Origin of the sequence: Schleiferia thermophila (assembly GCF_003337435.1) — a bacterium.
GTDB lineage: Bacteria > Bacteroidota > Bacteroidia > Flavobacteriales > Schleiferiaceae > Schleiferia > Schleiferia thermophila.
In genome coordinates this window covers 415707-442409 of record NZ_QPJS01000002.1, presented here as the reverse complement: position 1 = coordinate 442409, position 26703 = coordinate 415707, and the positions used below count along the sequence as shown (strand labels likewise).

Below are 26703 nucleotides of genomic sequence, written 5' to 3'. Positions count from 1 at the left end.
CCTGATTCATGGCCATTGACGTACTCTTAGGCCTTCAATGGGGCGACGAAGGCAAAGGTAAAATTGTGGATGTATTGACCAAAGGTTACGACATCATCGCCCGTTTTCAGGGAGGTCCCAATGCTGGGCATACCCTTGAGTTTGAGGGCATCAAACACGTACTGCACACCATACCATCGGGAGTTTTTCACACCAATGCCATCAATCTGGTAGGCAATGGAGTAGTGATAGACCCCGTAATTTTTCTAAAAGAGCTTGAAGCACTGGAGAAGATCGATCCGACGGCCAGGAAGAGGATTTTGATTTCACGCAAAGCTCATCTGATACTCCCTACACACCGACTGCTCGACGAGGCCTCAGAGGCAGCCAAGGGCAGCAGCAAAATTGGTTCTACCCTCAAAGGGATAGGACCAACTTACATGGATAAAACCGGTCGAAACGGTATCCGTGTCGGAGATACTGAACTGCCTTACTTCACAGAACGCTATCGCCAGCTCGTCACCAAACACCTTCAACTGCTCAACAACTATGGATATGACTATAGCCGGCTGCCAGCTATGGAGCAGGAGTGGTTTCATGCTATTGAGGCTTTCAGAAAGCTCCAACTGATCGATAGCGAACACTATCTGCATCAGCAATTAAAAGCAGGCCGTAGTATACTGGCGGAGGGAGCACAAGGTGCCATGCTCGACATAGATTTCGGCACCTACCCCTATGTAACCTCATCCAATACCACAGCTTCCGGTGCATGCACCGGACTAGGCATTCCACCAAATAAGATACGAAAAGTCATTGGCATCTTTAAAGCTTATGCCACACGTGTGGGCAGCGGTCCCTTCCCGACAGAACTGCACGACGAAACGGGTGAGCTGATGCGCAGACAGGGAAATGAATACGGCTCCACCACAGGTCGACCGCGACGTTGCGGCTGGATCGATCTGCCGGCTCTGAAATACGCCATAGAAATCAACGGAGTCACTGAGATGATGATGATGAAGGCAGATGTACTCAGCATCTTCGACACCATCAAAGTAGCTACACACTACGAATACAAAGGTCAAAAAATCGACTACCTCCCTTACCAGCCCGACGAACAATTCCTGCGACCTGTTTACACGGAATTACCGGGTTGGAAGTCTGATCTTTCCCGGTTAACCGATTACAGAGATGCCCCACAGCAACTAAAAGATTACGTGCGATTTATCGAAGACGAAACCGGTGTGAAAATTACCATTGTATCCGTAGGCCCCGACAGACAGCAAACACTGAAAGTATAAACGGACTGTGCTTACTTTTCATCCAAGAGTTTTGCTAACCAGATCACAAACAGCCTGGACAGTCGACTCTTCGGCTACTAAAACCTCCCTGAATCCAGCCTCACGAGCTGCTTGTGCAGTAGTAGCACCTATGCAAAATACTCGTACCGCGTTTACATCATTCAGATGACGGCGTGCAAACGCTATCCCGCTTGGACTAAATGCCAGCACCACATTGCTGTCTAACGTGTAGGGAAGATTCTTAAGGTGTTTATGGTAAGAAACCACTTCCCTGAAATGGTGCCTTGCACGAAATACGTCTGCTTTGCGCAAAACATTCAATCGGTCAGATGCGCAATAGTGCACAAATGATTTTTGTTCGGAATATGTGTTGTCCACAAATCTGACAAGATCATTTGCATCTTTGGCAGAGTAGACCACAGTAAATCCCATTTTTTCGGCTAAAAGCCCTGTGCGACTACCCACACACAAGCATTCGTACCCGGAATAATCCCCGTATTTGCTGTGGTGGCTCATCTTAATTGCCTGCAAAGCCTTTTGGCTGGTGAAAATGCTGATTTGACCATTCTCAGGCCATGGTAAATTTGAAACGTATTCAATATCAAATGGCTCAATGCAAAGTATTTCATGAGCCAATTTTCTGAGCTGAGTCAATTGCGACCTCGTGAGTGCCTTTAGACTTAGAAGAAAAATCTCAGAACTCATAATTGCAAAGTTGCGCCGGCCCTGAGCCACCTGCCTGGTAACAGAATACCCCCCCTGTCCATGTGCATCTGGTTGAGCAAATTGGTAATTTCAGCATACACCGCGTAGTTTTCCTTTATTCTGTACTGGGTTTTTAAATTGACAAGCAAAACATCCGGATAGGCTTGTATTTGGTCAAAAGCATCGGTGTAGGTTCCGGAGCGTTTCAGGTATACAAAACTGTAATTGAAGTCCAAAGCTTTTGTCAAGGCGTGGTGCATTACAAAAGCACCCTTCCACTGCAAGATATCCAGGGCATAGACCGATTGAAATCCGCTGAATTGCCTTCTGAAATCGTTGTAACCCGTTGAGAGCTGAATCCAGGAGATTTTCAGTGGATTGGCATCAAAAAGTTGTTTGTACTGAGCATCAGCACCCCAGTAAAGGACCGCCGTCAGATTGGCCGCCTCCACCAGATTGGAATTTTCACGCACTATCCAGTCTATCAAGCTCTTTGCATCTCTGAGATAAACCGAACCGTTGAAAACGGATTTATGAAACGTTTTCCTAACTCCTATTTCATAGTTGTCGGCCAGCTCCGGTTGAAGGTCGATGCTGCCAACGGCTCCTCCCACGTTGTAATACAAATCCGTGTAAGTAGGTATGCGAAAGGCCTTGTTGTAGCCTGCCCACATGGATGTTTGCTGGTTATACTTGTACTGCAGTTCCGCTCCGAAAAATGTACGTCTCCCAAAATCAGAGTTTTGATTGACCCATAAACCGTAATTTACAGACCACTTATCGTTTATAGGCAATGCATGATCAATGGTGAATGCAATATTTAAACGCTGTGCATACCGGTTGTAGAATGCATCGGGATATCCCGATACTTGTACAGGCTTAGAAAGGGGTGATCCCAGGCGATTGCTGTAAATCCACTCTGATCTCAGCTCAGTGCCAAGATTCAAAAAACCAAAGAAACCCATATCCAGGGTGCTGGTCCACTCAGCTGATGCTACATGTGTACGGTGGAAATTGTGCCCGGTGTAAAACAAGGTAGGGCTAAATCTGGCTGTATCTCCATTTCGGATAAAAAGCCCGTTAGTCCGGCGAAACCACCCCGGACCTTCTCTGAAGAGTTCAAAGCGATCCTGGTGCTCGCGGTAAAATCCAACGAAAGTATGAGTCCACAGGTCGCTTTTTTTCCTGTATTGAAAGCTCGAAGTAAACAGTCTGATTTCCTCTTGCTGAAATGGAAATCTGAAGGAATAAAAGTTCTGAGCACCAAATCGTTTGTTGTGAAAGGATGTTTGCCATTCCCATGAGCTTCTGGAGCGTTTCCGGCCCAAGGAGAGCGTAGCAGCATAAGAATTCAGATCTGTATTTTCCATATATCCCGAATGGCTGCCTAAATGCCCGAAGAGTTGGACGAAAAATCCCTTTTTGTAGGATCGGCTCCAACCAGCTGCTGCGTTCACCAGGCCGAAATCTCCTACGGACAAGTCGGCAAAAATCCTGTTGGAAGCGGGCTTGGTCACGATGTTGATGGCTCCTGAAAATGCACCTTGTCCATATAATCTCGATGCTCCACCCGGAAGAATTTCTATTCGCTCGATATTTGTGGGATGTAAAAACAAGTTCATCTGATGGTGACCGGTCTGAGGGTCCAGCATTTTGATGCCGTTTACCATCACCAGTGCCTGGTCAAATGTACCTCCACGAATGCTCAAATCCGTTTGCGCATCGAGGGGGCCTCGTGATCGCACATCCAGAAGCGCCGAGTATTGTAAAAGTTCATTTACTGATCTGCTGGCTGATTGCCTGATTTCATCGGATGTAATCACCCAAATGTTGCGTGGAGTTTCTTTCAGTGGAATTTCTGTCCGACTACCAATAACACTGACCTCCTTAAGAACAACTGAGGTGTCTTTTTGAGCAAAAAGGGGTGTGATAATGAATACAAATGGAAATACTGTTTTTACTATAATTGAGCATTTTCTACACATAGTACGCAAATCAGGTGATTTTCAATCAACACATTTCGTAGTGCAAATATTTTGTATAGACCTCCGAAATGTATAGTACCTACACCTTGCGTTTCAGTATTCCACTCGACTTTTATATGTTCCTTAAAATTCAAGCCTTTCAAATGACCTGCCTTATAGATGGCTTCTTTTGCGCACCACAAGACCAACCTATTGTAATTCTCTGTACCTGTTTTCATCTCATCTTCAGAGGCAAAGCGCGTGAAAATTCGGTCACGCACAAGTCTGCTGATTATTTCGATATCTATACCAACCTTCACGAGCGGATGATAAACTGCTCCAGCATAACCCGAGGTGTGTGCAATACTTAAATATCCTTTATCCGCCTGTGGAGGGTCGTTTTCAAAACATTGAAAATTCACCTGCCCGCCTGAAGCAATGTGAGCACAATACCTGCCGGCGAGTGATTCGACTCTTTTGTATACATTTGTATAACCTTTGATACGGTAAGCGTCTTTAGGCGGAAGTTTTAAATTTGAACTAGCCCAAAAGAATTCTTCATCTTCCTCAATTTTCCAAATCACAATGTTGGCATCTGCAAAGGTTGATGAGAAATAAATCGGCACTCTGGTGATTTTAGTCAAATAAGCAAAAAAATATCCATCGACAAAGTAATGAAAAAATAAAGCCGTCTCAAATTAGAGACGGCTTTATTGCGAGCGGAATTAAAATTATTGTGCAATGAGAAATTCAACTCTCCTGTTGATGTTCAGCAGTCTAGGAGACAGCGGCTGACTCTTGCCGGCTGATTCGGTTGTAAACCTAGATCTGTCTATGCCAAAGTTACGAACCAGATAATCTACAGCAGCATCGGCCCTTCTCTGACCAAGCCTGCGATTATACTCTTCACCTCCGGTTTTATCCGTATGTCCTACAACTTTGAGTTTCATATCTGGATTGCCATTCATCAGGCGAGCCACAACGGCAAGTCTTTCCGCATTAGCAGCTGTAATTGTGGCAGAATTGACTGCGAAATATACCTGTGGTATAAAGGCATCGTTAATACCTCCACCTACACCTTTAATGGCTCGGCCTCGAACATCCACCAATGAACCTTTTGGTGTATTTGGCTCCAGATCTCTTGAGTCAGGAACTCCGTCTCCATCAGAGTCAAGTTCACGGCCTTTGCTATCAACTTTAACCCCTTTAGGTGTGAAAGGATCTTCATCCATATGATCGGGAATGCCATCACCATCAATATCTAGAGCACGACCTGCACCATCTACCACTGCTCCCTTAGGAGTATTGGGTTCTTTGTCGAAGAAATTTGAAACTCCGTCACCATCATCATCTTTAGTCAGCTTGTCCATGTCTTGTCTCACAGATGCTGCAAATGCATAAATATCTGACATAGGTGAGCGATAGACAATAGATTCCTTCTTACCAGCCTTACGACCAAAATTATATGTAGTTCCAATGGTAGTAAAAATCATTTGATCGTTGGTCGAACCATAGTTAAGACCATCAATAACGTCGGAATTGAAAAAGAATCCCTTAACAGCAGCATCAAAGTCCCATGATAAATTGATTCTGTATTTGTATCTGAGAGCTACAGGTACAGCAATAGCACTGCTCCAATTAAAACCTTGGGTGTAAACAGCTGGTGAATTAGTAGTATTGTTGTAGAACAGATCATAATCGTAAATGGTGTTCGCAAGACCGACGGAACCCATCAGAGCGTGTTTTGTAGGTCTTACTTCACCTATTCGAAAGGCATTGATAAAGTTGATATTTGCTCCTATTTCAGGTACTATTACCGTTCCGATGAAATGAAAACCACTGTGAAAGCCTGTTGTAGAAGGAAAGGTTCCGGTTGTTCGGGCAGCGGTAATTGTGCCGTAGATTCCAAAGAAAGGATTCATATACTTGGTTAGGTGTACAGCACCTCCTAATAAAAATTGACCCCTGGCGTAGCTGCCGATTCCGTTTGAAAATCTCGAACGATCAGGATGCAGACTTCTTAAATCGCCAAAGAAATAGCTATGACCTATATCCACACCTAATGACCATGTTCTGTAATCGTCCATGTAATTTTTTTGTCCAAAGGACAACACAGAACTTATCGACAAAAGAACTAATGTAATCTTTTTCATAGTGAGATTATTTCTGAGGCAAATTTATCCAATGAATTATTACTTGCAAGGTAATTTCAAAATTTATTTATCGTTAATTTTTCACCAATTACAATTTAATCTGCTCTATTTCAAAGAAATCTCTAAAAAAAAAAATTCAACTCCAAACTTTTTTAATTATATTTTTTTGTGAATTACGAAATTTTCTTGCTAAAGCTGAGCTGTCAAGTGCTAAAAAATATTGCACAGCATAAATAAAATCCGCGCTCCGACGTTGGCGTCCCAGTCATGGGTCGGATGAATCCCCACCTCATTTAAATCAGCACCAATGATTTTTTTACCAGAGTGTACAATTTTTTCAAACAAATATTCAATTTCGGAGTACGATAATCCTCCCGGAACGGGTGTACCGGTATTTGGACATAGCTTTGGATCAAGACCATCAATATCAAACGATATGTAGATTTTTTCGGGAAGGTGCGCTAGAATCTCATCGCAAATCGAATCCCAGGACTTCCCGGAATATTGGGATTTTCTGAGCTCAAAGTCAAAAAATATTTTAGCCCTGCCACCCAGACTTTTTGCAAATTCAAGCTCTTCATCGCAGTAATCCCGGATACCTATTTGCACAACATTCTGAATTTGAGGTATTTTCATAAAGTTAAAACTTATGGAGGCATGAGAGTATTCAAAACCCTCATAAGCATGTCTGAAGTCCATATGTGCATCTATCTGAAGAACGCCAAATGTAGGATGCTCATCGGCCAGGGCTTTCAGATAACCAAGCGGTGTGCTGTGATCTCCCCCTAGGAGGATCAGTTTTTTCCCCTGATTTAAATAATGTTTGCTTTGTCTGTATACCCAGTCCACCATTTCCTCACAAGCAGCGTTTACCTCTTCAAGGAGCGCAGTGTCCTCCCCATCAGCTTTTGTAAAATTCTCCAGATAGTTCCTTACTTTATTTCTAAAATAAAGCCCTTTGGAAAGCAAAGTCTCACTAATCGGGGCCATATAAATACCTCGTTCCCAACCTCTCGGATTTAGATGATGATATAAATCCACTTGTTTAGAGGCCTCTTTAATAGCTGCCGGTGCCAGAGCAGTTCCTTCACCATAGCTTACTGTCACCTGCCAGGGCACAGGGAGAATGATCAGTTCCGCTTCCTGTTCTTCAAATGGGAGCCCAAAAATTCCATCGTGTATGGCCGGGCCGTTAGGATCAAAATCTTTCATCTTCAATAAATTAATCCAACTGAGGTTTTAAAAATGCGTTTTCCGATTTCCTGATGGAAAATTTCCAAGATAACAGCATAGATCCCGATGGGTGTTTTTCTACCTCGGTCATCAGTTCCATCCCAGATAAAATAGCCGCGATTAGCCATTAATTCAGAAGATGCAATAGTTTTTATCAAATTCCCATTCACATCAAAAATTTTAAGGGTACCAATGGCATTGTTGAATTCAAGGTTGAAATGAAAAGTGACAAAATCATTATATCCATCATTGTTGGGGGAAAATGTTTTTGGCTCGGCCCAAAAAGATTCATCGGCATCAATCGATGGTTTTTGCTGAGAATTTTTATAGCCCGGCGTTGCAAAGCCCACAACTTCTGCTGCTGATTTCCAATATCTGTTATCGTTTGTTGGACTGTCAAAAGAAATTCTCTCAAGTGAAACTCCTTTTGGATTTCTTACCATGGGGGAATGCATTTTTTCATCATATTCAAAGTAATCAAGCAATTCCGCATTATTATTAATCAAAGCTACATTTCCCGATCCAATGTTCATGGTAGGCAATTGAGCTTGCATCAGGCAGTTTTCACACTCGGTCTGATAGAAAGCTAATACCCCTGATGCAGAAGTAGTTACAGCCAAATAACTGCCCGGCAAAAACAGAAGTGGCTCTTCAGAAATATTTGTGACATTAACAAATTCTCCTGATTGTAGATTGCACAATCTAAGCTGCGAAAGATCCAGTACTTTGTTAGAAACATTGACAATTTCCACAAACTTACTTCCACCTGTGGGTTGATTAAACAGCAATTCATTTAACACAACATCCCCTGGTTCTGGACTTAATGGCAACCCAAAAGCAACTCTCTGATTAACAGCAGTCTTGCCCTGACAATCAACCGGCTCTACCACAGATGTTAACTGATATTCTACACCTGGCATCAACTCATTAGCCAATTCGATAAGCAAGGCGTTCAGGGCTAATGGGTCATATTGAACATCCACTATACCAGGATCAGGAATGATCGCAAAGTCAGGCCAATCATCCGGATTAGGATGCATGGGCTTGTTGTAGTATACTTTGATACTTTGGGATGTTGAAATGGAAAGATTCTGAATCCTCAACTGTGTGGTATCAGGATTAGCTCTTAGGACTGAATTTTTTCTGCCGGGAGTACCCCCAGAGTGATGTATGCTCTCTTGCCAATTGAGTTGTTGGCCGCAGAAATTTTCCGGATCGATCTGTTCCAACGACCACCCTCCTTCCCTTTTAATGGATGATGAATACCATTGGTCAGAATATGTGACAAAATGAATTAATTGATTATCCGAATCGAAAAGCCGTAGAAAAGCACCAGAATTGACTAATTGGGTTGGTGACATACTTACCCCTGTGATATTTATATCCGATGGAAAAAGATTCACTGACTGGCTTCTGGTTATGACAATAAAAGAATCAGGTGGAATTGTTCCGCTTAATGAAATGGTGGTATTATTTACCATCATCCTCCAACCATTAAGAGATACTGCAACGGGCAACCTGTTGTACAACTCTACATATTCAGCATCCGGCAATCCAACCACCGGTGTGGGGTCAGCCATTATTTCGTTAAACACGATATCAAATGGTCTGACCTTGATAAAAGAAATAGGAATCAGCACTTTTTCAATTTCGTTTCCTGCTAAATCCTCTATCTCTTCAACTGACAAGGTATATGGTTTATTTACTTCCAAAGGTATTGGCAAGGTCAGAATGACCTCATCCTCTCTGCCTTGAGCAAATGATACAACAGAAGGAAAGCCAACATCAGGTGTAATAATATATTTTACTGGATTCAATGCCGTGTTTCGAACCGCCTCCGAAAACCGAATCCGAATCTGTGTATCTGATTCGGCAATAGCAAATTTTACTATTGGCGGAATGGTATCCCTGAATTCCTCTGCATCAACCACAAAATCGTCAAAAAACATCTTGTCGAATCTCGTGGATGTATATCGGCACAGAATTCCAAAAAAAGAACTCTTGCGGAACGTTGTGTCAAAAGCGGTACCCGCCACCTGATAAGTAGGGGTTGCAGCGGTGCTGGTATCATATTTCAAAGTCCACACTCCACTTTGATTCTCTACCCTTATCCTGGCGTTTACAACATTGGTGTTGACAACATTATCAGCACTTTCTACCAATATTGTGTTGGTTGTACCACTTCTACGGATCAAGCTTATTCGTCTGGCAGTAGTCCCACCAATCCTCACAAAATACCCACTGGCTGCACCAGAAACATCTTGTACATCTGACATTAAAAATATCTGGGCAAAATTTTGCGTCGAAGGTGTAAACTCCAGTCTAACTCTGAAGCTCCAAAATCCGTCGAAAGCAGCAGTACTGGCTGTGGACAACCATGAAATCCCCGATAAAGTGGTATCGTAAAGCTGAAGTTCACCATTCGATATTCTAAAATTGGCTGTTGTACCATTCCATGAAGGATTGTTGGTAAAATCCCCGTCCGAGAAGTTGTCTTGCCAGTTGGATTGTCCAAAGGCACCCCAAGAAATGAGGAGTACGAAATAGAAAAGTACTTTATTTTTCATTGTCAGCGCACAAAAGTAACCAAACCAATCAGGTAGTAACATCCTTTTTAAAGCAGTTGACCTATTTTAAAATCCAAATGCACAGTGACATATCATCAGCAACTGATTGTATATACTACAAAGCTCAAGAAGTCGTTTTCATCTAACGAATACTCTATTTTTGGCGAAAAAATTGTTGAATACTCGACGGTCAATTCATTTATTTATTATCGTATTATTTATCTCCACGATCCTGTCATGCAGCCGCACAAAAGACACCTGGATCAACAGGACTTATCATCAAACTACTGCAAAATTCAACCCCCTGTTCAATGGAGAGCAAGCCCTGTTAAAGGCAAAATTAACCATTAAGCAACAGTCAAAGCAATCTTTTGATACATTAATTGATTTGTATCCCGTAACTCCTGAGGCTTTGGTTCCAATGATTGAAGCTGATTTGAAAAGAGCAAATGAAAAAGCTACCAAAGCTATCAAAGAGCACACCATGCTTATCGCCGGCAAACAGCGCAATAAAACAGTAAAAAATGCCTATTTTCTAATTGGAGAGGCCTACTATTATGGAAGAGATTACTTTAAAGCCATTGAAATCTTCAATTTTATTTCTAAAGAATTTTCACAGCATCCAATAGCAGTTGATGCTCAAATATTTATAATCAAAGCTCAAACTCAACTTGGCAACTACTTTGCCGCCCGCGAAACAGGATTTAAATATTACAAATCCAACAAACTAACTAAAAAACAACAACGAGAGCTACTTAAAGCAATGGCCATCAATGAAATAGCTGATAAAAATTACTCAGCCGCTAGAGGCTACATCACTGAAGCCCTGGCTACTCATCCGAAAAAGGATGAAAAGACGCGATTGCTTTTCTTTTTGGGTCAGCTCTACGAATTGGAAGGAAACTATTTTGAAGCCAACAAAGTTTTTAGAAAAGTAGCCAAGTCAAATGCCCCTTATCTGTATCAAATCAATGCATATCTAAGGATGGCTGCCAACTATGACCCCAACCTGATGCAATCAGCAGAAATTCTAAAATACCTTGAAAATCTTGCAAAAAAAGACAAGAACCGAGACTTTCTCGATGCCATTTACTATCAAAAAGCTGAAGTCCACATCAAAGATGACCATCTGGACAAAGCCTTTGTAGCGCTTCAAAAGTCCATTTCGCTAAGTACTGACAATGTAGTTCAAAAAGGATTGAGCTATATCAAAAGAGGAGATCTTCACTTTGAGCTTCGCGAATACATACCAGCTGAAGCCAACTACGACAGTGCACTAATGGTACTACCCAAAAGTCATTTCCGATATCAACCAATTGAGAAAAAAAAATCAAGCCTTACCGAACTCGTCCAACAGCTCAGTATCATTGCTCATGAAGATTCCATTTTAAAGCTTGCCTCTCTGGATAAAAAAGATCTCGATAAAATCATTGACCACATCATAGACCGCATCAAAAAACAGGACGAAGAAGCTGCCAGGGAAGATGAAGAGTCCAGCAGATTATTAACCCAGAATCCACTTCAAGAGACCACACCAACCCAAAACCCTGCAGGAGGGATGATGGGACTGGGTGCCCCGGGAGCGGCCCCGGCATTTTATTTTTACAACCAAAATACAGTATCAAAAGGATTTGCAGAATTTACCAATCGATGGGGAAATCGAAAACTCGAAGACCATTGGCGAAGAAGAAACAAAGAAATCCAATCCTTCTCTTCCACTGAAAGCCCAGCTGAAAACCCGGATCATCAGGATAACCCCTCAGACAAAGGCAAAAAGACCGATCCGCGATATACCAGAGAATATTATTACAGCCGTATACCTACACATCCTGATTCCATCGAAGCCTCGCATGCCAAAATACGAAACGCTTACGAAGCTGCTGCACGAATCTACAAAGAAGTACTCGAAGATCAAAGAGAATCTATGCGAATGCTGGAGACCTTGCTGAAGCGATATCCCAACTGCGACTGCACACCACGAGTGTATTATGCCCTCTGTATTATAGCAAAAAATCAGGGTCTTAGCCTGAAAAAAGAAACGTACTGCGATGGGTTGGCTAAGAAATTTCCGGATTCACCTTTTACAGCTCTCCTAAGCGGACAAACTACGGATTCGTTGCAGAAAAAAAAGCCTAACGAAGAAGAATTTCTCAAGTACAAACAAGCATATTCCCTCTACAAATCAAAAAAGTATCCGAACGCCTGGAATATGACTCAAGAAGCACTGAAAAAATACACCCAATCGGAAATTACCCCTAAATGGTGGCTGCTGGATGCACTAATCACAGCAAAACTATCGCATAAGGATAGTTTAAAACTTAAACTTGAACGAATAATCGCTACCTATCCCCAAAGTCCTGAAGCTACTGAAGCTCAAAACATTCTCTCTCATCTGTCTGGTGAAAAATCATCGGCCCAGAGCCAGGCCCGGGAAGGTGGTGAATTCACTGATGTAAAATCAGCCCCACATCAGTTCATGTTGGTAGTAGAAAACAAAGGTATCGACCTAAACCTTATTCGTAGTACCATCAGCAATTTCAACTCATTGAAATATGCCAACAGCAGACTACAGCTAAGAAACATTCTGATGGGTAAAGACTATCAATTAATTCTTGTTTCCGGTTTTAAAAATCAGAGCGAAGCTCTTCAATATCTCAGAGAAATCAATCAGGATATGGATTTTATTGCCTACATTCCCAAACCAAATCACCAGGTTGTAATTACTTCAGATAATTTCAGAAAGTTTTATCAGAAACAAATGCTTCATCAATATGTAGAATTCTACAACAAATACATTAATTTAGCTTCAAATTGAGCAAAGCGATGATTTTTAAGCAAAAAACTCAACCCATTACAATCAGCAACAGATTATTGCAAGGAACGACTGTCACCGGAACAATACAATCTGAAGGCGACTTTAGAATTGACGGAACCATTGAAGGCAACATTAAAATTAAAGGTAAACTTGTAATTGGACCTGAGGGACTTGTCAAGGGAACTGTTGAATGCGCTTCTGCTAAAATTGAGGGTAATCTAACCGGTGATATCATGGCAGATGATATCGTACACTTGCTTGCTCAGTCGATTGTGAAAGGTAATATATACACCTCGCGAATTATTATGGAAGAAGGGGCCATCTTCAACGGGCAATGTATTATGAAATCCAACGTTTCTAAAAAGCAGGTAACTGAGCAGGAAGAAAGTCTGAGTGTGTGAATTCGTATCTGCGTTTTTCAGCCCTGGTCTTTCAAATGGCAGCAATCATAGGCCTTTTTGCCTATGTAGGTTATCAGTTGGATGAGCAATACAATCCTACTACTGGTACGTATTTCATAATCTGCTCTCTACTGGGAATTTTTATATCTTTTTATTTGTTATTTAAAGAATTAAAAAACCTGAAATGAAGGAGAATAAAGCAGTTATTTGGCTGAATTTTATATCAATAGCCCTACTGCTTCTACATTTGATCATCAGCAGCACCTTCCTAAGATTTGTAGTATTTTCCTATCTTATAATAGTTAGTATTTCCACCTTTGAAATTCTGATACTCAGGGTCAGAAACAATGGAACCTTTGGAAGCTATCTGCCATATCTGGTGCTTGGCATGTCGCTATTGAAAATGATTGTGAGTATCCTGTGGATCTTTTTCGCACTTAAAATTGGCCTCATTACCACTCAATCGGTGATGTCTCATTTTTTCATCCCCTACTTTGTGATGCTAGCACTCACTGCCATCCTCATGGTCAAGATAATGAGATAATTTTTTTAATTTACAATTTTTTAAAAAACTTTTGTCCATACTTTTGCGCCCGAAATAATTAATTCTTTCTACTCACTGCCCGAATGAAGATTGCAAGAAAACCCGGAAAGTTGCTCATTTTGTTTTCTTTGCTACTTGCAGCACCTTTCACCGTCCGAAGTTTCTATTCCAGTGCCAACTCTCTAGATACCACAGACCCTCATATCACTCAAAATACCGAAGAGCAGGAAGAAAATATCAACGACTTAATTATGCATCACATAGCCGATTCACACGATTTTCATATTCTAGACTGGAAAGATCATTCGATATCCATCCCATTGCCAGTGATTTTATACACCAAAGAAGGACTTGTTACATTTATGTCAAATGCCTTTCATCACGACGATCACGGTAGGGTAGTCGTTGAAAAAGGAAGTCAGAGATTTGTTAAATATCACGAAAAAATCTATTATGCCTCAGAAAAAGCAGATAGCCATGGCAGCTTTGTGAATAAAGGCGACGATGGAGCCATATTAAACGATAAACCCATCGATATCAGCATTACGAAGAATGTTTTTTCTCTATTTTTAACAGCGCTTCTGGTTGTTTTTATTGCATTTAAATCAGCCAGTAATTATAAAACAAACTCCAGAGCGCCCAAAGGATTTGCATCATTTATAGAGCCAATTTTAGTTTTCATTCGCGATGAGATTGCGCTTCAAAATATCGGAGAAAAGTACTATGAACGATTTGTCCCTTATTTGATTACTTTATTCTTTTTTATTTGGATTGCTAATATGCTGGGTTTGATGCCCGTATTTCCTGGTGGTGCAAACCTGAGTGGTAATATTGCTTTTACAATGTCTCTGGCGCTTTTAACCCTTATTCTGATGATATTTAATGCATCAGGAGATTTTTGGAAACACACTTTCTGGATGCCTGGAGTGCCAGTGCCTATGAAATTATTGCTGGCACCTATAGAGCTTATTGGCATTTTCACTAAGCCCTTTGCGCTGATGATTCGTCTTTTTGCCAATATGACTGCAGGCCACATTGTAATTCTCAGCTTGATAGGTCTTATATTTATTTTTAAATCTGTAGCAGTGGCACCTGCTTCCATCTTGCTTACCTTATTTATTTATTTGATTAAGGTGTTTATCTCATTGCTACAGGCATACATTTTTACATTATTATCCGCCTTGTTCATAGGCCAGACGATGGCAACCCATGAACACGATGATCATCACTAAAGCAGAAATGTTTAATTCTAATCTATATATACAATGGTAGGTAGTATCGCAGCTATCGGGGCCGGATTGGCCGTATTGGGAGTAGGTCTTGGAATTGGTAGAATAGGTGGCTCAGCAATGGAAGCCATCGCTCGCCAACCAGAAGCGTCAGGTAAAATTCAAACTGCCATGCTGATTGCAGCAGCCTTCATCGAAGGTGTTGGTCTCTTTGGCATTGTAGCAGCTATCCTGGGCAACAACCCCAAGTAATTTGAAAAAAGACCGGGCGGTAGGTTCGGTCTTTTCTCTTTACACCCACGTATTCAAAATTAAACCTAATAACACATGGAATTAGTAACACCGGGTTTTGGATTATTCATCTGGACGCTGATTACATTTTTACTGCTGGTCTTTATACTTGGCAAATTTGCCTGGAAACCCATATTAAACAGTGTAAAAGAGCGGGAAAAAAATATAGAAGAAGCCCTGTATGCCGCAGAAAAAGCCCGCCAGGAAATGCAAAATCTGACCAATGAAAATGAAAAACTGCTCAAAGAAGCCCGATCCGAACGAGATGCAATTCTCAAAGAAGCCCGAGAACTGAAAGAAAAAATCCTTTCAGATGCTAAAGAGGCAGCAAAAATTCAAGGTGAAAAACTTCTTTCTGAAGCACGAAAACAAATAGAAAACGAAAAGATGGCAGCCATCAACGAATTAAAAAATCAAGTGGCTTCACTTTCCATCGAAATAGCTGAAAAAATTCTTCAAAAAGAATTGGAAGATTCAAAAAAACACGAAGAATTCGCCTCCAGCATCATCAACAAAGTGATGATTAATTAACGATATCCGAATGAGAATTCCAAAATTAGCCCACCGATATTCTAAAGCTCTACTTGAACTGGCTCACGAAAAAAAAGTACTCGAACCAGTAAAAGAAGATATGAAATTTCTGCATGAAGTCATCAGCTCAAACCCCGACTTGGCGGTAATGCTTAAAAGCCCTGTCATAAAATCCGATCAAAAGAGAAAAGTAATGATTGAGATTGGAAAAAATCTCAACCCACTGTCTCAATCTTTTATTACACTTCTCATTAAGCATAAAAGAGAAAGTTTCATCTACGAGATTGCTAAAAACTTTCTTGAACAGTACCGGAATTATAAAGGAATACACCTTGTAAAAATCACCTCAGCAAAACCTCTGAGCCAAAAAATCAAAGAAGAAATCATAAAAAAAATAAAATCGTCTCTTGGAGGCACGATTGAGCTTGAGGAAATCATAAATCCTGACATTATTGCTGGCCTGATCATCACAATAAACGATAAAGAAATCAATGCATCTGTAAAAAATTTCCTCAATGAATTCAAAAAAACCTTTGCCTCTAATCTTTACAAACCATCCTTTTAATTAAAAAACAATTACAATGGCAGATATTAAACCATCAGAAGTTTCAGCAATTTTAAGGCAGCAACTTGCAGGTGTAAGCACCGAAGCCGAACTACAGGAAGTAGGGACTGTCATTCAGGTAGGTGACGGAATTGCCCGGGCTTATGGACTTACAGGCGTACAGGCAGGTGAATTGGTCGAGTTTGAAAATGGTATCAAGGGAATTGTATTGAACCTGGAGGAAGACAATGTAGGTATTGTGCTTCTAGGTTCATCCACTAAAATCAAAGAAGGTTCCTCAGTTAAAAGGACCAGAAGAATTGCATCCGTCAATGTAGGTGAAGGGATGATAGGAAGAGTGGTCAACACTCTAGGTGAACCCATCGACGGTAAAGGTCCAATAACAGGTGAACTTTTCGAAATGCCACTCGAACGCAAAGCTCCGGGTGTAATTTATAGGCAACCTGTGAATGAGCCTCTCCAGACAGGTATCAAAGCTATTGATGCTATGATTCCCATTGGTCGTGGCCAAAGGGAGCTAATCATCGGCGACCGGCAAACCGGTAAAACCTCTGTGGCTCTAGATACCATCATCAACCAAAAAGAATTTTTCGACGCCGGAAAGCCAGTATATTGCATCTATGTAGCCATCGGCCAGAAAGGAAGTACCGTAGCTCAAATTGTAAAAACTCTTGAAGACAAAGGCGCTATGGCCTATACCATCGTGGTAGCTGCCAACGCTTCTGACCCAGCACCCATGCAGTTCTATGCGCCCTTTGCCGGAGCTGCTATCGGTGAATATTTCAGAGACACAGGACGACCCGCATTGATCATTTACGACGATCTTTCCAAACAAGCAGTCGCCTACCGTGAGGTTTCCTTGTTATTACGTCGTCCTCCTGGCCGCGAAGCATATCCAGGTGATATATTTTACCTTCACTCAAGGCTACTGGAACGCGCTGCCAAAATCATCAATGACGACCAGGTAGCTTCCCAAATGAACGACCTGCCCGAATCACTCAAAGGCAAGGTAAAAGGTGGAGGCTCGTTAACCGCATTGCCTATCATCGAAACCCAGGCCGGAGACGTATCAGCCTACATTCCTACCAATGTAATTTCCATCACCGATGGCCAAATTTTTCTGGAAGCAGACCTCTTTAATTCAGGAGTACGTCCGGCAATTAATGTCGGAATTTCAGTATCCCGTGTAGGAGGGAATGCTCAAATTAAATCCATGAAAAAAGTTGCCGGTACTCTCAAACTCGACCAGGCTCAATACCGCGAACTAGAAGCATTCGCCAAATTTGGCTCGGACCTCGACGCTGCCACAATGGCCGTGATCAATAAAGGTAGAAGAAATGTTGAAATCCTGAAACAAAATGTCAACAGTCCCGTACCCGTAGAAAAGCAAATTGCCATCATCTATGCAGGCACAAAAAATCTTCTGGCGAAGGTCCCAGTGGAAAAAGTAAAAGAATTTGAAGCTGAATATCTTGACTATCTCGATAACAAACACAGAGACATCCTGGACCAGCTCAAAACCGGTCAGCTCAATGACCAAATCACCTCAGTGCTCGAAAAAGTAGCTCACGAATTGGCTTCAAAATATTAATTAGTTTAAATCTCCTCAGGCTCAATGGCAAACCTGAAAGAACTCCGAAAGAGAATACAATCGGTCTCAAGTACCATGCAGATCACATCTGCTATGAAAATGGTATCGGCTGCCAAACTCAAAAAGGCTCAGGACAGCATCTTGCAGATGCGCCCTTATGCCAGCAAACTCAAGGAAATTTTACAAAACCTGAATTCGACACTTGAAGGTAATGATGGCATATATGCAAGCAAAAAAGAAGTCAAAAATGTACTTCTTGTAGCCATGACCTCCAATCGAGGGTTGTGTGGAGCTTTCAACTCCAACATTAATAAACTGGCAAGAAAAACTGCAGAAGAACAAAAATCCCTTGGACGACATGTGTCTATACTCTGCGTCGGCAAAAAAGCCTATGATTACTTCAAAAAATTAGAATATACCATAGCTGGAAACGAAAGCCATATATTTGATCAAATCCAATACAGCAAGGTTGAAACACTGGCAGAAAACCTTATGGCAGATTTTAGAAATGGAAAATACGATGAAATCCATCTTATTTACAATCAGTTTAAAAATGCAGCTGTACAATATCCTACCGTAGAACAATATCTTCCGGTTCAAAAACCCGAAAACCAAAATTCTGCTGCAACAGACTACATCTACGAACCTGAAAAAGCAGACCTCCTCCAGCTGTTGATTCCGAAATCATTGAAAATTCAGGTCTATAAAGCAGTTTTGGACTCAAACGCCAGCGAGCATGGTGCACGAATGACTGCAATGCACAAAGCAACTGACAACGCAAGAGAACTGCAGAGAGTTCTCAAGTTAGACTACAACAAGGCACGACAAGCATCCATCACCAACGAAATACTCGAAATCGTATCCGGAGCAGCCGCCCTCAACGGCTAGCATAATCAGAGTTTTCAAACTAACTCAAAAAGCCGTCTCAGAAGTGAGGCGGCTTTTTTTTCAACATCCTTCATTAACATCAAATTAGTGATATTCATCATAAAGCAGGCCAGGCCAATGAAAGTACCTTTGATAGCAACATCACAAATACTCTGAGATGAGTACTCAGGAAAATTTCATAGAAAAGGATTCGTTTCGCGACCGAGTAGGATTTATCAGTGAAGATGGAAAGAGAAAGTTTATCTATCCCAAAAAACCATCTGGTAAATTTTACAAATACCGAACAATCCTGAGTTATTTTCTCCTCACAATATTGTTCATCGGTCCTTTTATCAAAATTAATGAGCAACCATTTTTGATGTTAAATATTCTGGAGAGAAAATTTGTTATCCTAGGTCAGGTGTTTTGGCCGCAAGATTTCCATTTGGTGGCACTTACATTTGTCACAGCGGTGGTATTTATCATTTTGTTCACAGTAGCTTATGGTAGGCTGTTTTGCGGTTGGATATGCCCCCAGACCATTTTTATGGAAATGCTCTTTCGAAAAATTGAATATTGGATCGATGGGGACAGAGGCCAACAACTGCGACTGGCATCAATGCCGTGGAACGCAGAAAAAATTAAAAAAAGACTCCTTAAAAACAGCATCTTTTATCTCATATCGTTTGCTATTGGCAACGTCTTTTTGATGTACATCATAGGTTCTGACCAATGGCTAAATATTGTAACCGATGATCCTTCAAGACACATCGGTGGTCTTACGGCTATGCTCATCTTTAGCGGTATATTTTTCTTTGTTTTCGCATGGTTCAGAGAGCAAGCCTGTATAGTAGTGTGCCCTTATGGACGACTGCAGGGAGTACTATTGGATCGAAACTCCATAGTCATCGCTTACGATAGACTCCGAGGTGAACCAAGAGCAAAATTCAGAAAGAATGAAGACCGCACTAAAGCCGGTAAAGGCGATTGCATCGACTGCGGTCAGTGCGTCGATGTCTGCCCCACAGGTATTGACATTAGAAACGGAACACAGCTTGAGTGCGTCAATTGCACCGCTTGCATTGATGCATGCGACGCTGTGATGGACAAAATCAATAAACCTCGGGGACTGATCAAGTATGCCTCTGAAAATCAAATAGCTAATGGAGAAAACTGGAAATTCACCCCTCGTCTTGCATTTTATACATCTGTGCTTGTGTTGTTGCTGTCACTCATGGGTTTTTTGATTTTTCAAAGAGTAAAAGTAGAAGCCACTATTCTACGTACTCCAGGCCAATTGTTTCAACTACATGATGACAATATCGTAAGCAATTTGTATAATTATCAACTTATAAATAAAACTCCCAAACCTATAAATGCCGAAATAAAAGTTATTGAGCCGACAACGGCCCGAATTATGATCCCCGGAAATGAAAGTCAAAATTTTACACTCGGAGTCCAAGAAATTAAAAAAGGCGCTATGTTTATTTATATTCCATTGGAAGATTTGAATTCTGGAAAAAATTATATAAAAGTGGGTGTGTATAATGGAGATGAACTCCTGGATCAGGTAAAAGTAACTTTTATGGCACCGATTAAAAAATAATTCATTATGAAACTAAACTGGGGTTGGTATATTGTTTTTTCTCTAATTGGCTTTGCGATGTTTATCATTTTTATGGTGTATCGCATGTCCTTGCAAAACATCGACCTTATCACTGAAAATTATTACAATGAAGAACTGCTGTATCAGGAAATAATTGACCAGAAACAGAGAGCTCTTGAAAGAGGACTGCACCTCAACGTTTTTTATGACAAAGAGGAAGTGATCGTTGAGTTCCCGTTTGATCAGGATTTTACTGCAGAGCTAAACTTTTTGCATCCTGAAAAAAAACTGTTGGATAAAACTTATACTTCAGTTCATAAGCAGCTCAGAATATCCCGAAAGGAGTTTACTCCCGGGAAATGGCTAATTAAATGCAAGGTTGCATGTAAGGGCGAGAAATTTTATTTTGAAGACACCATATTCTTATGATTGTTGCAGCATTTTTATTAGGCCTGGCTGGTTCGATGCATTGTGTTGGAATGTGTGGACCTTTAGCCCTTGCAGTTCCAGGTCTCTTTAGCGCTACAACCCATAGATGGGCCAATGGATTGCTATATCATCTGGGGCGCTCGTTTACATATGCTGCTTTTGGCGCATTGTTTGGCCTACTGGGAAAGTCACTATCTCTGACGGGTTTTCAATATGCAGCATCACTTATTGCAGGCTTTATGATGATAGTAATGGGAATGCTGCCATTTTTACAAAAGCGTTTTGAAAAGTTTTTCTCCATTTTATATTTCACTTTGAATATCAACAATTTAAGAACTAAAATTCTCAAATCCGACAAAAATTTCCTTTATCTCCTGATACTAGGTATGCTCAACGGATTACTGCCCTGTGGGCTTGTGTACGTCGCACTTGCCGGCGCTTTAGGTACTGGCGGAGTTGGTTCAGGGGCATTGTTTATGTTTGTATTTGGAACAGGCACCTTGCCTGCAATGATATTGATAAGCATCGGAGGCAATACCCTCTTCAAATTCGGAAAGACGAATTTTAAAAAAGCTCTCTCATTGGTTACAGTTCTTGTCGGGTTCCTATTTTTGCTTAGAGCTGCCAATTTGAATATACCTTTTGTAAGTCCAAGTAAGGAGGCCTTAATAATTAAAAGTGCCTCAGTTACAGCACCGGACCCATCCGGGAGCTGCTGTGTAAAATCGGAAAATTCAACTGAAAATAAAGATTTTAAATGTCATTAGAACATCTCCTTACCTGGTCACGGTTATAGTTTTCATAACTTTGTCACAAATGGATACCTGATCATGAATCCTGATCTTCAAAATAAAATTGAATTAGCACTTTCGGAGATAAGACCATTTTTACAATCTGATGGTGGAGATGTTACTTTGGTAGAAATAAGTGATGATTTGACAGTAAAAATCAGATTACACGGCTCATGTGTGGGATGCAATGTCAACCAGATCACCCTAAAAACCGGTGTAGAGACCACCATTAAAAAATATGCTCCTGAAATCAGACAAGTCGTACAAATACCCTAATACAGCGGCCACCATACTCCAATTAACAACTTAATCCCCTGAAGCAATGGGTGATATTCAAACGGTTGAAAAAGCTACCATTTTATTTGCCGGTGACTCCGGCGATGGTATACAACTAGCAGGTACTCAATTTTCACTCACTACAGCACTTCTTGGCAATGACCTAAGCACATTTCCGGATTATCCAGCAGAAATTAGAGCTCCAGCAGGCACTATAGCCGGCGTTAGTGGTTTTAAAATAAATTTTGGCTCTACCGAAATCTTCACTCCTGGTGGAGAAGTTGATACATTGGTGGTCATGAATGCTGCGGCTTTAAAAAAAAATTTGTCAACGCTAAAAAAAGGTGGATTGATCATTGCAAACAGCAATGGATTTGATAAAAAAAACCTCGAACTTGCCGGCCTGGCACCTCATCAAAATCCACTTTCTGACGGAAGTCTTTACGGTTATAAACTGATTGAAGTCGAGTGTACTCGCCTCACAAGGGAAGTGCTAAAAGATACTGGTCTCAGCACCCGGGAAATAGACCGAAGTAGAAATATGTTTATGCTTGGCTTGGTCTATTGGCTGTATACCAGAGACCTCCAACCGACCATAGAATTTTTCAACAAGAAATTCGCAAATCAACCTTCTGTAGCAGAGGCCAATATAAAAGCTCTGAAAGCCGGATACAATTTTGGAGAAACCATTGAAGAAACAGCCGTCAGATTTCAAATTCGTAAGGCTCAACTCCCTCCGGGACATTACAGAAGCATCACGGGTAATGAAGCATTGGCTTTAGGTCTCGTTGCAGCTGCTCAAAAAGCCAGTCTCAAACTCTTTTACAGTTCATATCCCATCACGCCAGCATCCGATATCCTGCATTTGCTTGCTGGCTACAAGGCTTTTGATGTAATAACTTTTCAGGCAGAAGACGAAATAGCCGCCATCGGAGCAGCTATTGGCGCCTCCTATGGAGGCAACCTGGCAGTGACAGGTACCTCAGGACCTGGAATGGCCTTGAAAACTGAAGCCATTGGACTTGCAATCATGCTTGAGCTTCCTTTGGTAATAATCAATGTCCAAAGAGGTGGACCATCTACCGGACTGCCCACCAAAACCGAACAAGCTGACCTATTTCAAGCGATTCACGGCAGAAACGGCGAATCTCCTCTGATTGTAATGGCAGCATCTACACCTGCAAACTGTTTTCAAATGGCCTATATGGCCTCAAAACTGGCTATAGAACACATGACACCCGTTATTTTGCTCTCAGACGGGTATCTTGCCAATGGTGCAGAACCCTGGTTGATACCAGACTATCACCTACTGGAAAAAATAACACCCAGATTTGCTACTGCAGAGCGCGATGCTACTTACATGCCTTATGCCAGAAACGCAGACCTTGTAAGGTCATGGGCTATTCCGGGAACACCCGGCTTAATGCACAGAGTAGGCGGACTTGAAAAAGAAGACATTACAGGAACTGTTTCATATGACCCGGAAAACCATCAAAAAATGGTACATATCCGCAGAGAAAAAATATTGAAAGTAGCCGATTATTTACCAAAAGCTGAAATAGAAGAAGGAGATCAACAAGGAGATCTGCTCATTATTGGATGGGGTTCAACCTATGGAGCCATAAAGGTGGCTACCCAAAATCTAAGAAAAAAAGGCCTAAAAGTGGCTCAATTACATCTAAATTATATTTATCCTCTTCAAAAAAACTTATGCGATATTGTTCATAATTTTTCTGAAATTCTCATACCGGAGCTCAACATGGGACAATTGGCTTACATTCTAAAAAGTGAGTTGGGAATCAAACCTTATGAACTCCACAAAGTAAAAGGACAGCCATTTTTAGCAAAGGAGATAGAAGAAAAAGCTTTGCAAATTCTTTCGTGTAATAAAAAAACTTGCACGCATCAAGTATAAATTCGTATATTTGCAGCCCAAACTTTAAGACCGCGGGGTGGAGCAGTTGGTAGCTCGTCGGGCTCATAACCCGAAGGCCGCAGGTTCGAGTCCTGCCCCCGCTACTAAAAAAAGCCGGTACTTACCGGCTTTTTCTATTCTCGCTTCAAATTTGCCATAAGATGTAAAAAATCAGATACCTTATCGCTAGAAATCCCTACCAAATCACCATTTTTCATTTTTATAGACCCACCATCAGTTCGTACGTACTCTTTTACCTCATCGAGATTTATTAAAAAACTCTTAAGCGTGCGCATAAACATCGGATACTTAAAAAAATCTCATCGTAGTATTTTAATGATTTATTCGAGATCATTTTGATTTGGTATAATTAAGATTCCTCCTCTTGTAGTAGCACCAATCAACTGTTTATTATGGTCAATTAATATTTTTGAAAAAGATTCATTTATAAAGTAATTTTTAAAAACACCTTGCTCGTATATATGAATTCCCTGATTGTCTGCTATTATCAGATCATTTTCAATAAAATGAATAGAATTTATTCGATATGGAGTCTCAAATAATTTATAAAATCCTTCATAATTGTACTCATAAAGTATGTGCTGATTATTTTGATTAACTTGCAAAATAAATCAATTACCATTACTGAAAATCGAAATAATATTATTTATATTTCCTTTTTTTTCAACTTTTTGATCTTGAACATTAACCAAATACAAATAATCTCCTCCAAGGTAATAATGATTATCAAATTTTACAAGTGAAGTAATGTATTGTGTGAGCAGAGGCACTTTCCATTTTATTTGATTTGAATTCAAAACATAAAAGACCAGTGACATTCCATCAAGATAAATTAAATGATTCCCTTCAATCAAAATAGAAGAGTAGTACAATTCCCTTCCTAGAGTAAACTCTTTTATCGAATCATTTTCCAGAAAAAAATGTTTCCATCGAACGACTGGTACCAAACTCTTCCATTTTGGTCAATCTGAATTGAACTCCCTGCTCTATATTTATTATCAGTATAAACGAATGACTTAAATGTATTTCCGTCAAATCTCATGAGACCTTCTTCGGTGGTCAGCCATAAGAATCCTACACTATCAAAAACTACATCATACACAACATTTGAGTTTATACCCTTTGTAACATCAAATTTGTAATGCACAGGGATTTGAGCTATAGCATTCAACTGTATGCAGAAAACACATATAAGTGTGTAAGCAATGCGAAATTGTTCTATCGAGGGAGTAAATAAATAAATGTTCTTAATATTTTTATCGATCTGTTTAAATCAAAACACAAAGAACTGAAAATTCAGACAACTATTGAAATTGTTTTGCATAGTTTTGCGCGCATTTTAAAGAATACTCAAAAGATGAGTCAGGAAACAGAACTTAAAACGCTAATATCACACTCTAAAGAATACGGATTCATATTTCCTTCAAGTGAAATATACGATGGACTATCGGCAGTATATGATTATGGTCAGCTGGGCGTAGAGTTAAAAAACAACATTCGAAATTATTGGTGGTATTCTATGACCCGACTCCACAAAAATATAGTAGGCATTGATGCTGCTATTTTTATGCATCCTACCACTTGGAAAGCTTCTGGCCATGTGGATGCATTTATGGATCCTTTGGTAGACAACAAAGACTCAAAAAAAAGATACAGAGCGGATGTATTAATCGAAGAACACATCGAGAAATACAACCAACGACTCCAAAAAGAGATTGATAAAGCCTCAAAGAGGTTCGGCGATAGTTTTGATAAAGAACTCTTTGTCAAAACAAATCCAAGAGCCTTAGAAATTCTTGAAAAGAGAGATGCGCTGCACCGGCGATTTGTAGCTGCCTTGGAGAAAAATGACCTGGATGAACTAAGAAATATCTTACAGGACGAAAATATCGTTTGCCCCATTTCTGGCACCAAAAACTGGACGGAGGTCAGGTATTTCAATCTGATGTTCGACACCAAACTTGGGTCAGTAACTGACGAAGCATCTGTCATTTATCTCCGACCTGAAACAGCACAAGGCATCTTTGTCAATTTCTTAAATGTTTACAAAACTGGAAGGATGAAGGTGCCTTTTGGGATAGCTCAAGTAGGGAAGGCATTCAGAAATGAAATTGTTGCCAGGCAATTCATCTTCAGAATGAGAGAGTTTGAACAGATGGAAATGCAGTTTTTTGTCAAGCCAGGCACTGAAATGGAGTGGTATCGCTTTTGGAAAGAGGAGCGTATGAAATGGCATCTATCCCTTGGAATACCGGATAAGTACTACCGATTTCACGACCACGATAAGCTCGCTCACTATGCCAATGCAGCCTGTGATATTCAGTTCAATTTTCCTTTTGGATTTAAGGAACTTGAAGGAATTCACTCCCGCACCGATTTTGACCTTAAAAATCACGAGACTTACAGCGGGCGGAAAATGCAGTATTTCGACCCTGAAACCAGCGAAAGCTACATTCCTTATGTGATTGAAACCTCCATAGGTCTTGATCGGACGGTGCTTGCCATGCTAAGCTACGCTTTAAGGGAGGAAACTCTCAACGATGGGTCAACCCGAACATTGCTCAAATTGCCTTATATTCTGGCTCCAGCGAAAGTAGCTGTATTGCCTTTGGTAAAAAAAGACGGACTGCCTCAAAAAGCAGAAGAAGTATTTGAACAACTCAAATGGGACTTTCAATGTATTTACGACGAGAAGGACTCAATTGGGCGCAGATACAGACGTCAGGATGCAATTGGAACTCCATATTGCATAACCATTGACCACCAGACTTTGAACGACAATACCGTCACACTAAGAGACCGTGACACCTTAGAACAGATCCGAATTCATATTTCAGAACTAAATAACTTTTTAAATACGCAGTATCACTACAAAAATTATTTAGGATAGCCTAAAATATTTATTCTGCATTTTAAATAAACTGTACTTTTG

27 protein-coding genes and 1 tRNA gene are annotated in these 26703 nt (G+C 40.7%); 18 read left to right on the top strand and 10 right to left on the bottom strand.

Annotation, left to right across the window (positions count from 1 at the left end; all coding sequences use genetic code 11):
• Positions 1 to 8 precede the first annotated feature (8 nt).
• On the top strand, positions 9 to 1277 hold the full coding sequence (locus DES35_RS07075; RefSeq protein ID WP_114366212.1) for an adenylosuccinate synthase: 1269 nt from the start codon (positions 9 to 11) through the stop codon (positions 1275 to 1277).
• Between the two features lie 18 nt (positions 1278 to 1295).
• On the opposite strand, the gene DES35_RS07070 is transcribed toward DES35_RS07075, so the two are convergent.
• The 6 genes from DES35_RS07070 to DES35_RS07045 form a co-directional block, all read right to left on the bottom strand.
• Entirely contained in the window at positions 1296 to 1982 is a 687-nt protein-coding gene (locus DES35_RS07070; RefSeq protein WP_114366211.1) for a uroporphyrinogen-III synthase, read from the bottom strand.
• Positions 1979 to 3967 (bottom strand): TonB-dependent receptor plug domain-containing protein, encoded by a 1989-nt coding sequence (locus DES35_RS07065; RefSeq protein WP_114366210.1) that lies wholly within the window; start codon positions 3965 to 3967, stop codon positions 1979 to 1981. Before DES35_RS07065 ends, DES35_RS07070 begins: the two co-directional genes overlap by 4 nt.
• On the bottom strand, positions 3943 to 4572 hold the full coding sequence (locus DES35_RS07060) for a 4'-phosphopantetheinyl transferase superfamily protein (RefSeq protein ID WP_170125720.1): 630 nt from the start codon (positions 4570 to 4572) through the stop codon (positions 3943 to 3945). Before DES35_RS07060 ends, DES35_RS07065 begins: the two co-directional genes overlap by 25 nt.
• A gap of 105 nt (positions 4573 to 4677) precedes the next feature.
• Positions 4678 to 6099, bottom strand: coding sequence for an OmpA family protein (locus DES35_RS07055; RefSeq protein ID WP_114366208.1), 1422 nt, complete (start codon positions 6097 to 6099; stop codon positions 4678 to 4680).
• Between the two features lie 210 nt (positions 6100 to 6309).
• Positions 6310 to 7311 carry an agmatinase family protein gene (locus DES35_RS07050; RefSeq protein ID WP_037357453.1) on the bottom strand — a complete coding sequence of 334 codons (1002 nt, stop codon included), beginning with the start codon at positions 7309 to 7311 and terminating at the stop codon, positions 6310 to 6312.
• 2 nt (positions 7312 to 7313) lie between these two features.
• Positions 7314 to 9899 carry a lamin tail domain-containing protein gene (locus tag DES35_RS07045; RefSeq protein WP_170125719.1) on the bottom strand — a complete coding sequence of 862 codons (2586 nt, stop codon included), beginning with the start codon at positions 9897 to 9899 and terminating at the stop codon, positions 7314 to 7316.
• A 175-nt stretch (positions 9900 to 10074) separates the two neighbouring features.
• On the opposite strand from DES35_RS07045, the gene porW reads away from it, so the two are divergent.
• The 16 genes from porW to DES35_RS06965 all read left to right on the top strand — a co-directional run bounded on the left by porW (position 10075) and on the right by DES35_RS06965 (position 23854).
• On the top strand, positions 10075 to 12714 hold the full coding sequence (porW, locus tag DES35_RS07040; protein WP_125039418.1) for a type IX secretion system periplasmic lipoprotein PorW/SprE: 2640 nt from the start codon (positions 10075 to 10077) through the stop codon (positions 12712 to 12714).
• An 8-nt stretch (positions 12715 to 12722) separates the two neighbouring features.
• Positions 12723 to 13115, top strand: coding sequence for a bactofilin family protein (locus tag DES35_RS07035; protein WP_114366205.1), 393 nt, complete (start codon positions 12723 to 12725; stop codon positions 13113 to 13115).
• Entirely contained in the window at positions 13112 to 13303 is a 192-nt protein-coding gene (locus DES35_RS07030) for an AtpZ/AtpI family protein (RefSeq protein ID WP_125039417.1), read from the top strand. The genes DES35_RS07035 and DES35_RS07030 overlap by 4 nt, the downstream gene beginning before the upstream one ends.
• Positions 13300 to 13659: a hypothetical protein gene (locus DES35_RS07025; protein WP_114366203.1), complete on the top strand. Its 360-nt coding sequence runs from the start codon at positions 13300 to 13302 to the stop codon at positions 13657 to 13659. The genes DES35_RS07030 and DES35_RS07025 overlap by 4 nt, the downstream gene beginning before the upstream one ends.
• A gap of 83 nt (positions 13660 to 13742) precedes the next feature.
• Positions 13743 to 14891 (top strand): F0F1 ATP synthase subunit A, encoded by a 1149-nt coding sequence (gene atpB / locus DES35_RS07020; protein ID WP_114366202.1) that lies wholly within the window; start codon positions 13743 to 13745, stop codon positions 14889 to 14891.
• A 33-nt stretch (positions 14892 to 14924) separates the two neighbouring features.
• The gene (gene atpE / locus DES35_RS07015; RefSeq protein WP_037357443.1) at positions 14925 to 15140 is read left to right on the top strand and encodes an ATP synthase F0 subunit C; all 216 of its coding nucleotides are present in this window, start codon (positions 14925 to 14927) and stop codon (positions 15138 to 15140) included.
• Positions 15141 to 15215: 75 nt separating this feature from the next.
• On the top strand, positions 15216 to 15710 hold the full coding sequence (locus DES35_RS07010; RefSeq protein ID WP_037357440.1) for a F0F1 ATP synthase subunit B: 495 nt from the start codon (positions 15216 to 15218) through the stop codon (positions 15708 to 15710).
• A gap of 10 nt (positions 15711 to 15720) precedes the next feature.
• Positions 15721 to 16275 carry an ATP synthase F1 subunit delta gene (atpH, locus tag DES35_RS07005; protein WP_114366201.1) on the top strand — a complete coding sequence of 185 codons (555 nt, stop codon included), beginning with the start codon at positions 15721 to 15723 and terminating at the stop codon, positions 16273 to 16275.
• Between the two features lie 16 nt (positions 16276 to 16291).
• Positions 16292 to 17866 carry a F0F1 ATP synthase subunit alpha gene (gene atpA / locus DES35_RS07000; protein WP_114366200.1) on the top strand — a complete coding sequence of 525 codons (1575 nt, stop codon included), beginning with the start codon at positions 16292 to 16294 and terminating at the stop codon, positions 17864 to 17866.
• 24 nt (positions 17867 to 17890) lie between these two features.
• On the top strand, positions 17891 to 18754 hold the full coding sequence (gene atpG, locus DES35_RS06995) for an ATP synthase F1 subunit gamma (RefSeq protein WP_037357437.1): 864 nt from the start codon (positions 17891 to 17893) through the stop codon (positions 18752 to 18754).
• A gap of 157 nt (positions 18755 to 18911) precedes the next feature.
• Positions 18912 to 20339, top strand: a complete 1428-nt coding sequence (gene ccoG, locus DES35_RS06990; RefSeq protein ID WP_114366199.1) for a cytochrome c oxidase accessory protein CcoG — start codon at positions 18912 to 18914, stop codon at positions 20337 to 20339.
• A 6-nt stretch (positions 20340 to 20345) separates the two neighbouring features.
• Entirely contained in the window at positions 20346 to 20768 is a 423-nt protein-coding gene (locus tag DES35_RS06985) for a FixH family protein (protein ID WP_037357435.1), read from the top strand.
• The gene (locus DES35_RS06980; protein WP_114366198.1) at positions 20765 to 21535 is read left to right on the top strand and encodes a sulfite exporter TauE/SafE family protein; all 771 of its coding nucleotides are present in this window, start codon (positions 20765 to 20767) and stop codon (positions 21533 to 21535) included. The genes DES35_RS06985 and DES35_RS06980 overlap by 4 nt, the downstream gene beginning before the upstream one ends.
• Positions 21536 to 21598: 63 nt before the next feature.
• A complete protein-coding gene (locus tag DES35_RS06975; protein WP_037357434.1) occupies positions 21599 to 21835 on the top strand; it encodes a NifU family protein in 237 nt (78 codons plus the stop codon).
• Positions 21836 to 21881: 46 nt separating this feature from the next.
• Positions 21882 to 23750, top strand: a complete 1869-nt coding sequence (locus tag DES35_RS06970; protein WP_114366196.1) for a 2-oxoacid:acceptor oxidoreductase subunit alpha — start codon at positions 21882 to 21884, stop codon at positions 23748 to 23750.
• A gap of 31 nt (positions 23751 to 23781) precedes the next feature.
• Positions 23782 to 23854, top strand: a tRNA-Met gene (locus DES35_RS06965).
• Between the two features lie 30 nt (positions 23855 to 23884).
• On the opposite strand, the gene DES35_RS11795 is transcribed toward DES35_RS06965, so the two are convergent.
• The 4 genes from DES35_RS11795 to DES35_RS11790 are packed head-to-tail and all read right to left on the bottom strand — an operon-like array spanning position 23885 to position 24918.
• Complete coding sequence (locus DES35_RS11795) at positions 23885 to 24046, bottom strand: hypothetical protein (protein WP_170125718.1); 162 nt, start codon at positions 24044 to 24046, stop codon at positions 23885 to 23887.
• Between the two features lie 45 nt (positions 24047 to 24091).
• Complete coding sequence (locus DES35_RS06955; RefSeq protein WP_114366194.1) at positions 24092 to 24376, bottom strand: hypothetical protein; 285 nt, start codon at positions 24374 to 24376, stop codon at positions 24092 to 24094.
• Positions 24377 to 24382: 6 nt separating this feature from the next.
• Complete coding sequence (locus DES35_RS11425; protein ID WP_125039416.1) at positions 24383 to 24718, bottom strand: hypothetical protein; 336 nt, start codon at positions 24716 to 24718, stop codon at positions 24383 to 24385.
• Complete coding sequence (locus tag DES35_RS11790; RefSeq protein WP_371851081.1) at positions 24667 to 24918, bottom strand: two-component regulator propeller domain-containing protein; 252 nt, start codon at positions 24916 to 24918, stop codon at positions 24667 to 24669. Before DES35_RS11790 ends, DES35_RS11425 begins: the two co-directional genes overlap by 52 nt.
• Before the next feature lie 210 nt (positions 24919 to 25128).
• On the opposite strand from DES35_RS11790, the gene DES35_RS06940 reads away from it, so the two are divergent.
• Complete coding sequence (locus DES35_RS06940; protein WP_037357431.1) at positions 25129 to 26661, top strand: glycine--tRNA ligase; 1533 nt, start codon at positions 25129 to 25131, stop codon at positions 26659 to 26661.
• Positions 26662 to 26703: the final 42 nt, after the last annotated feature.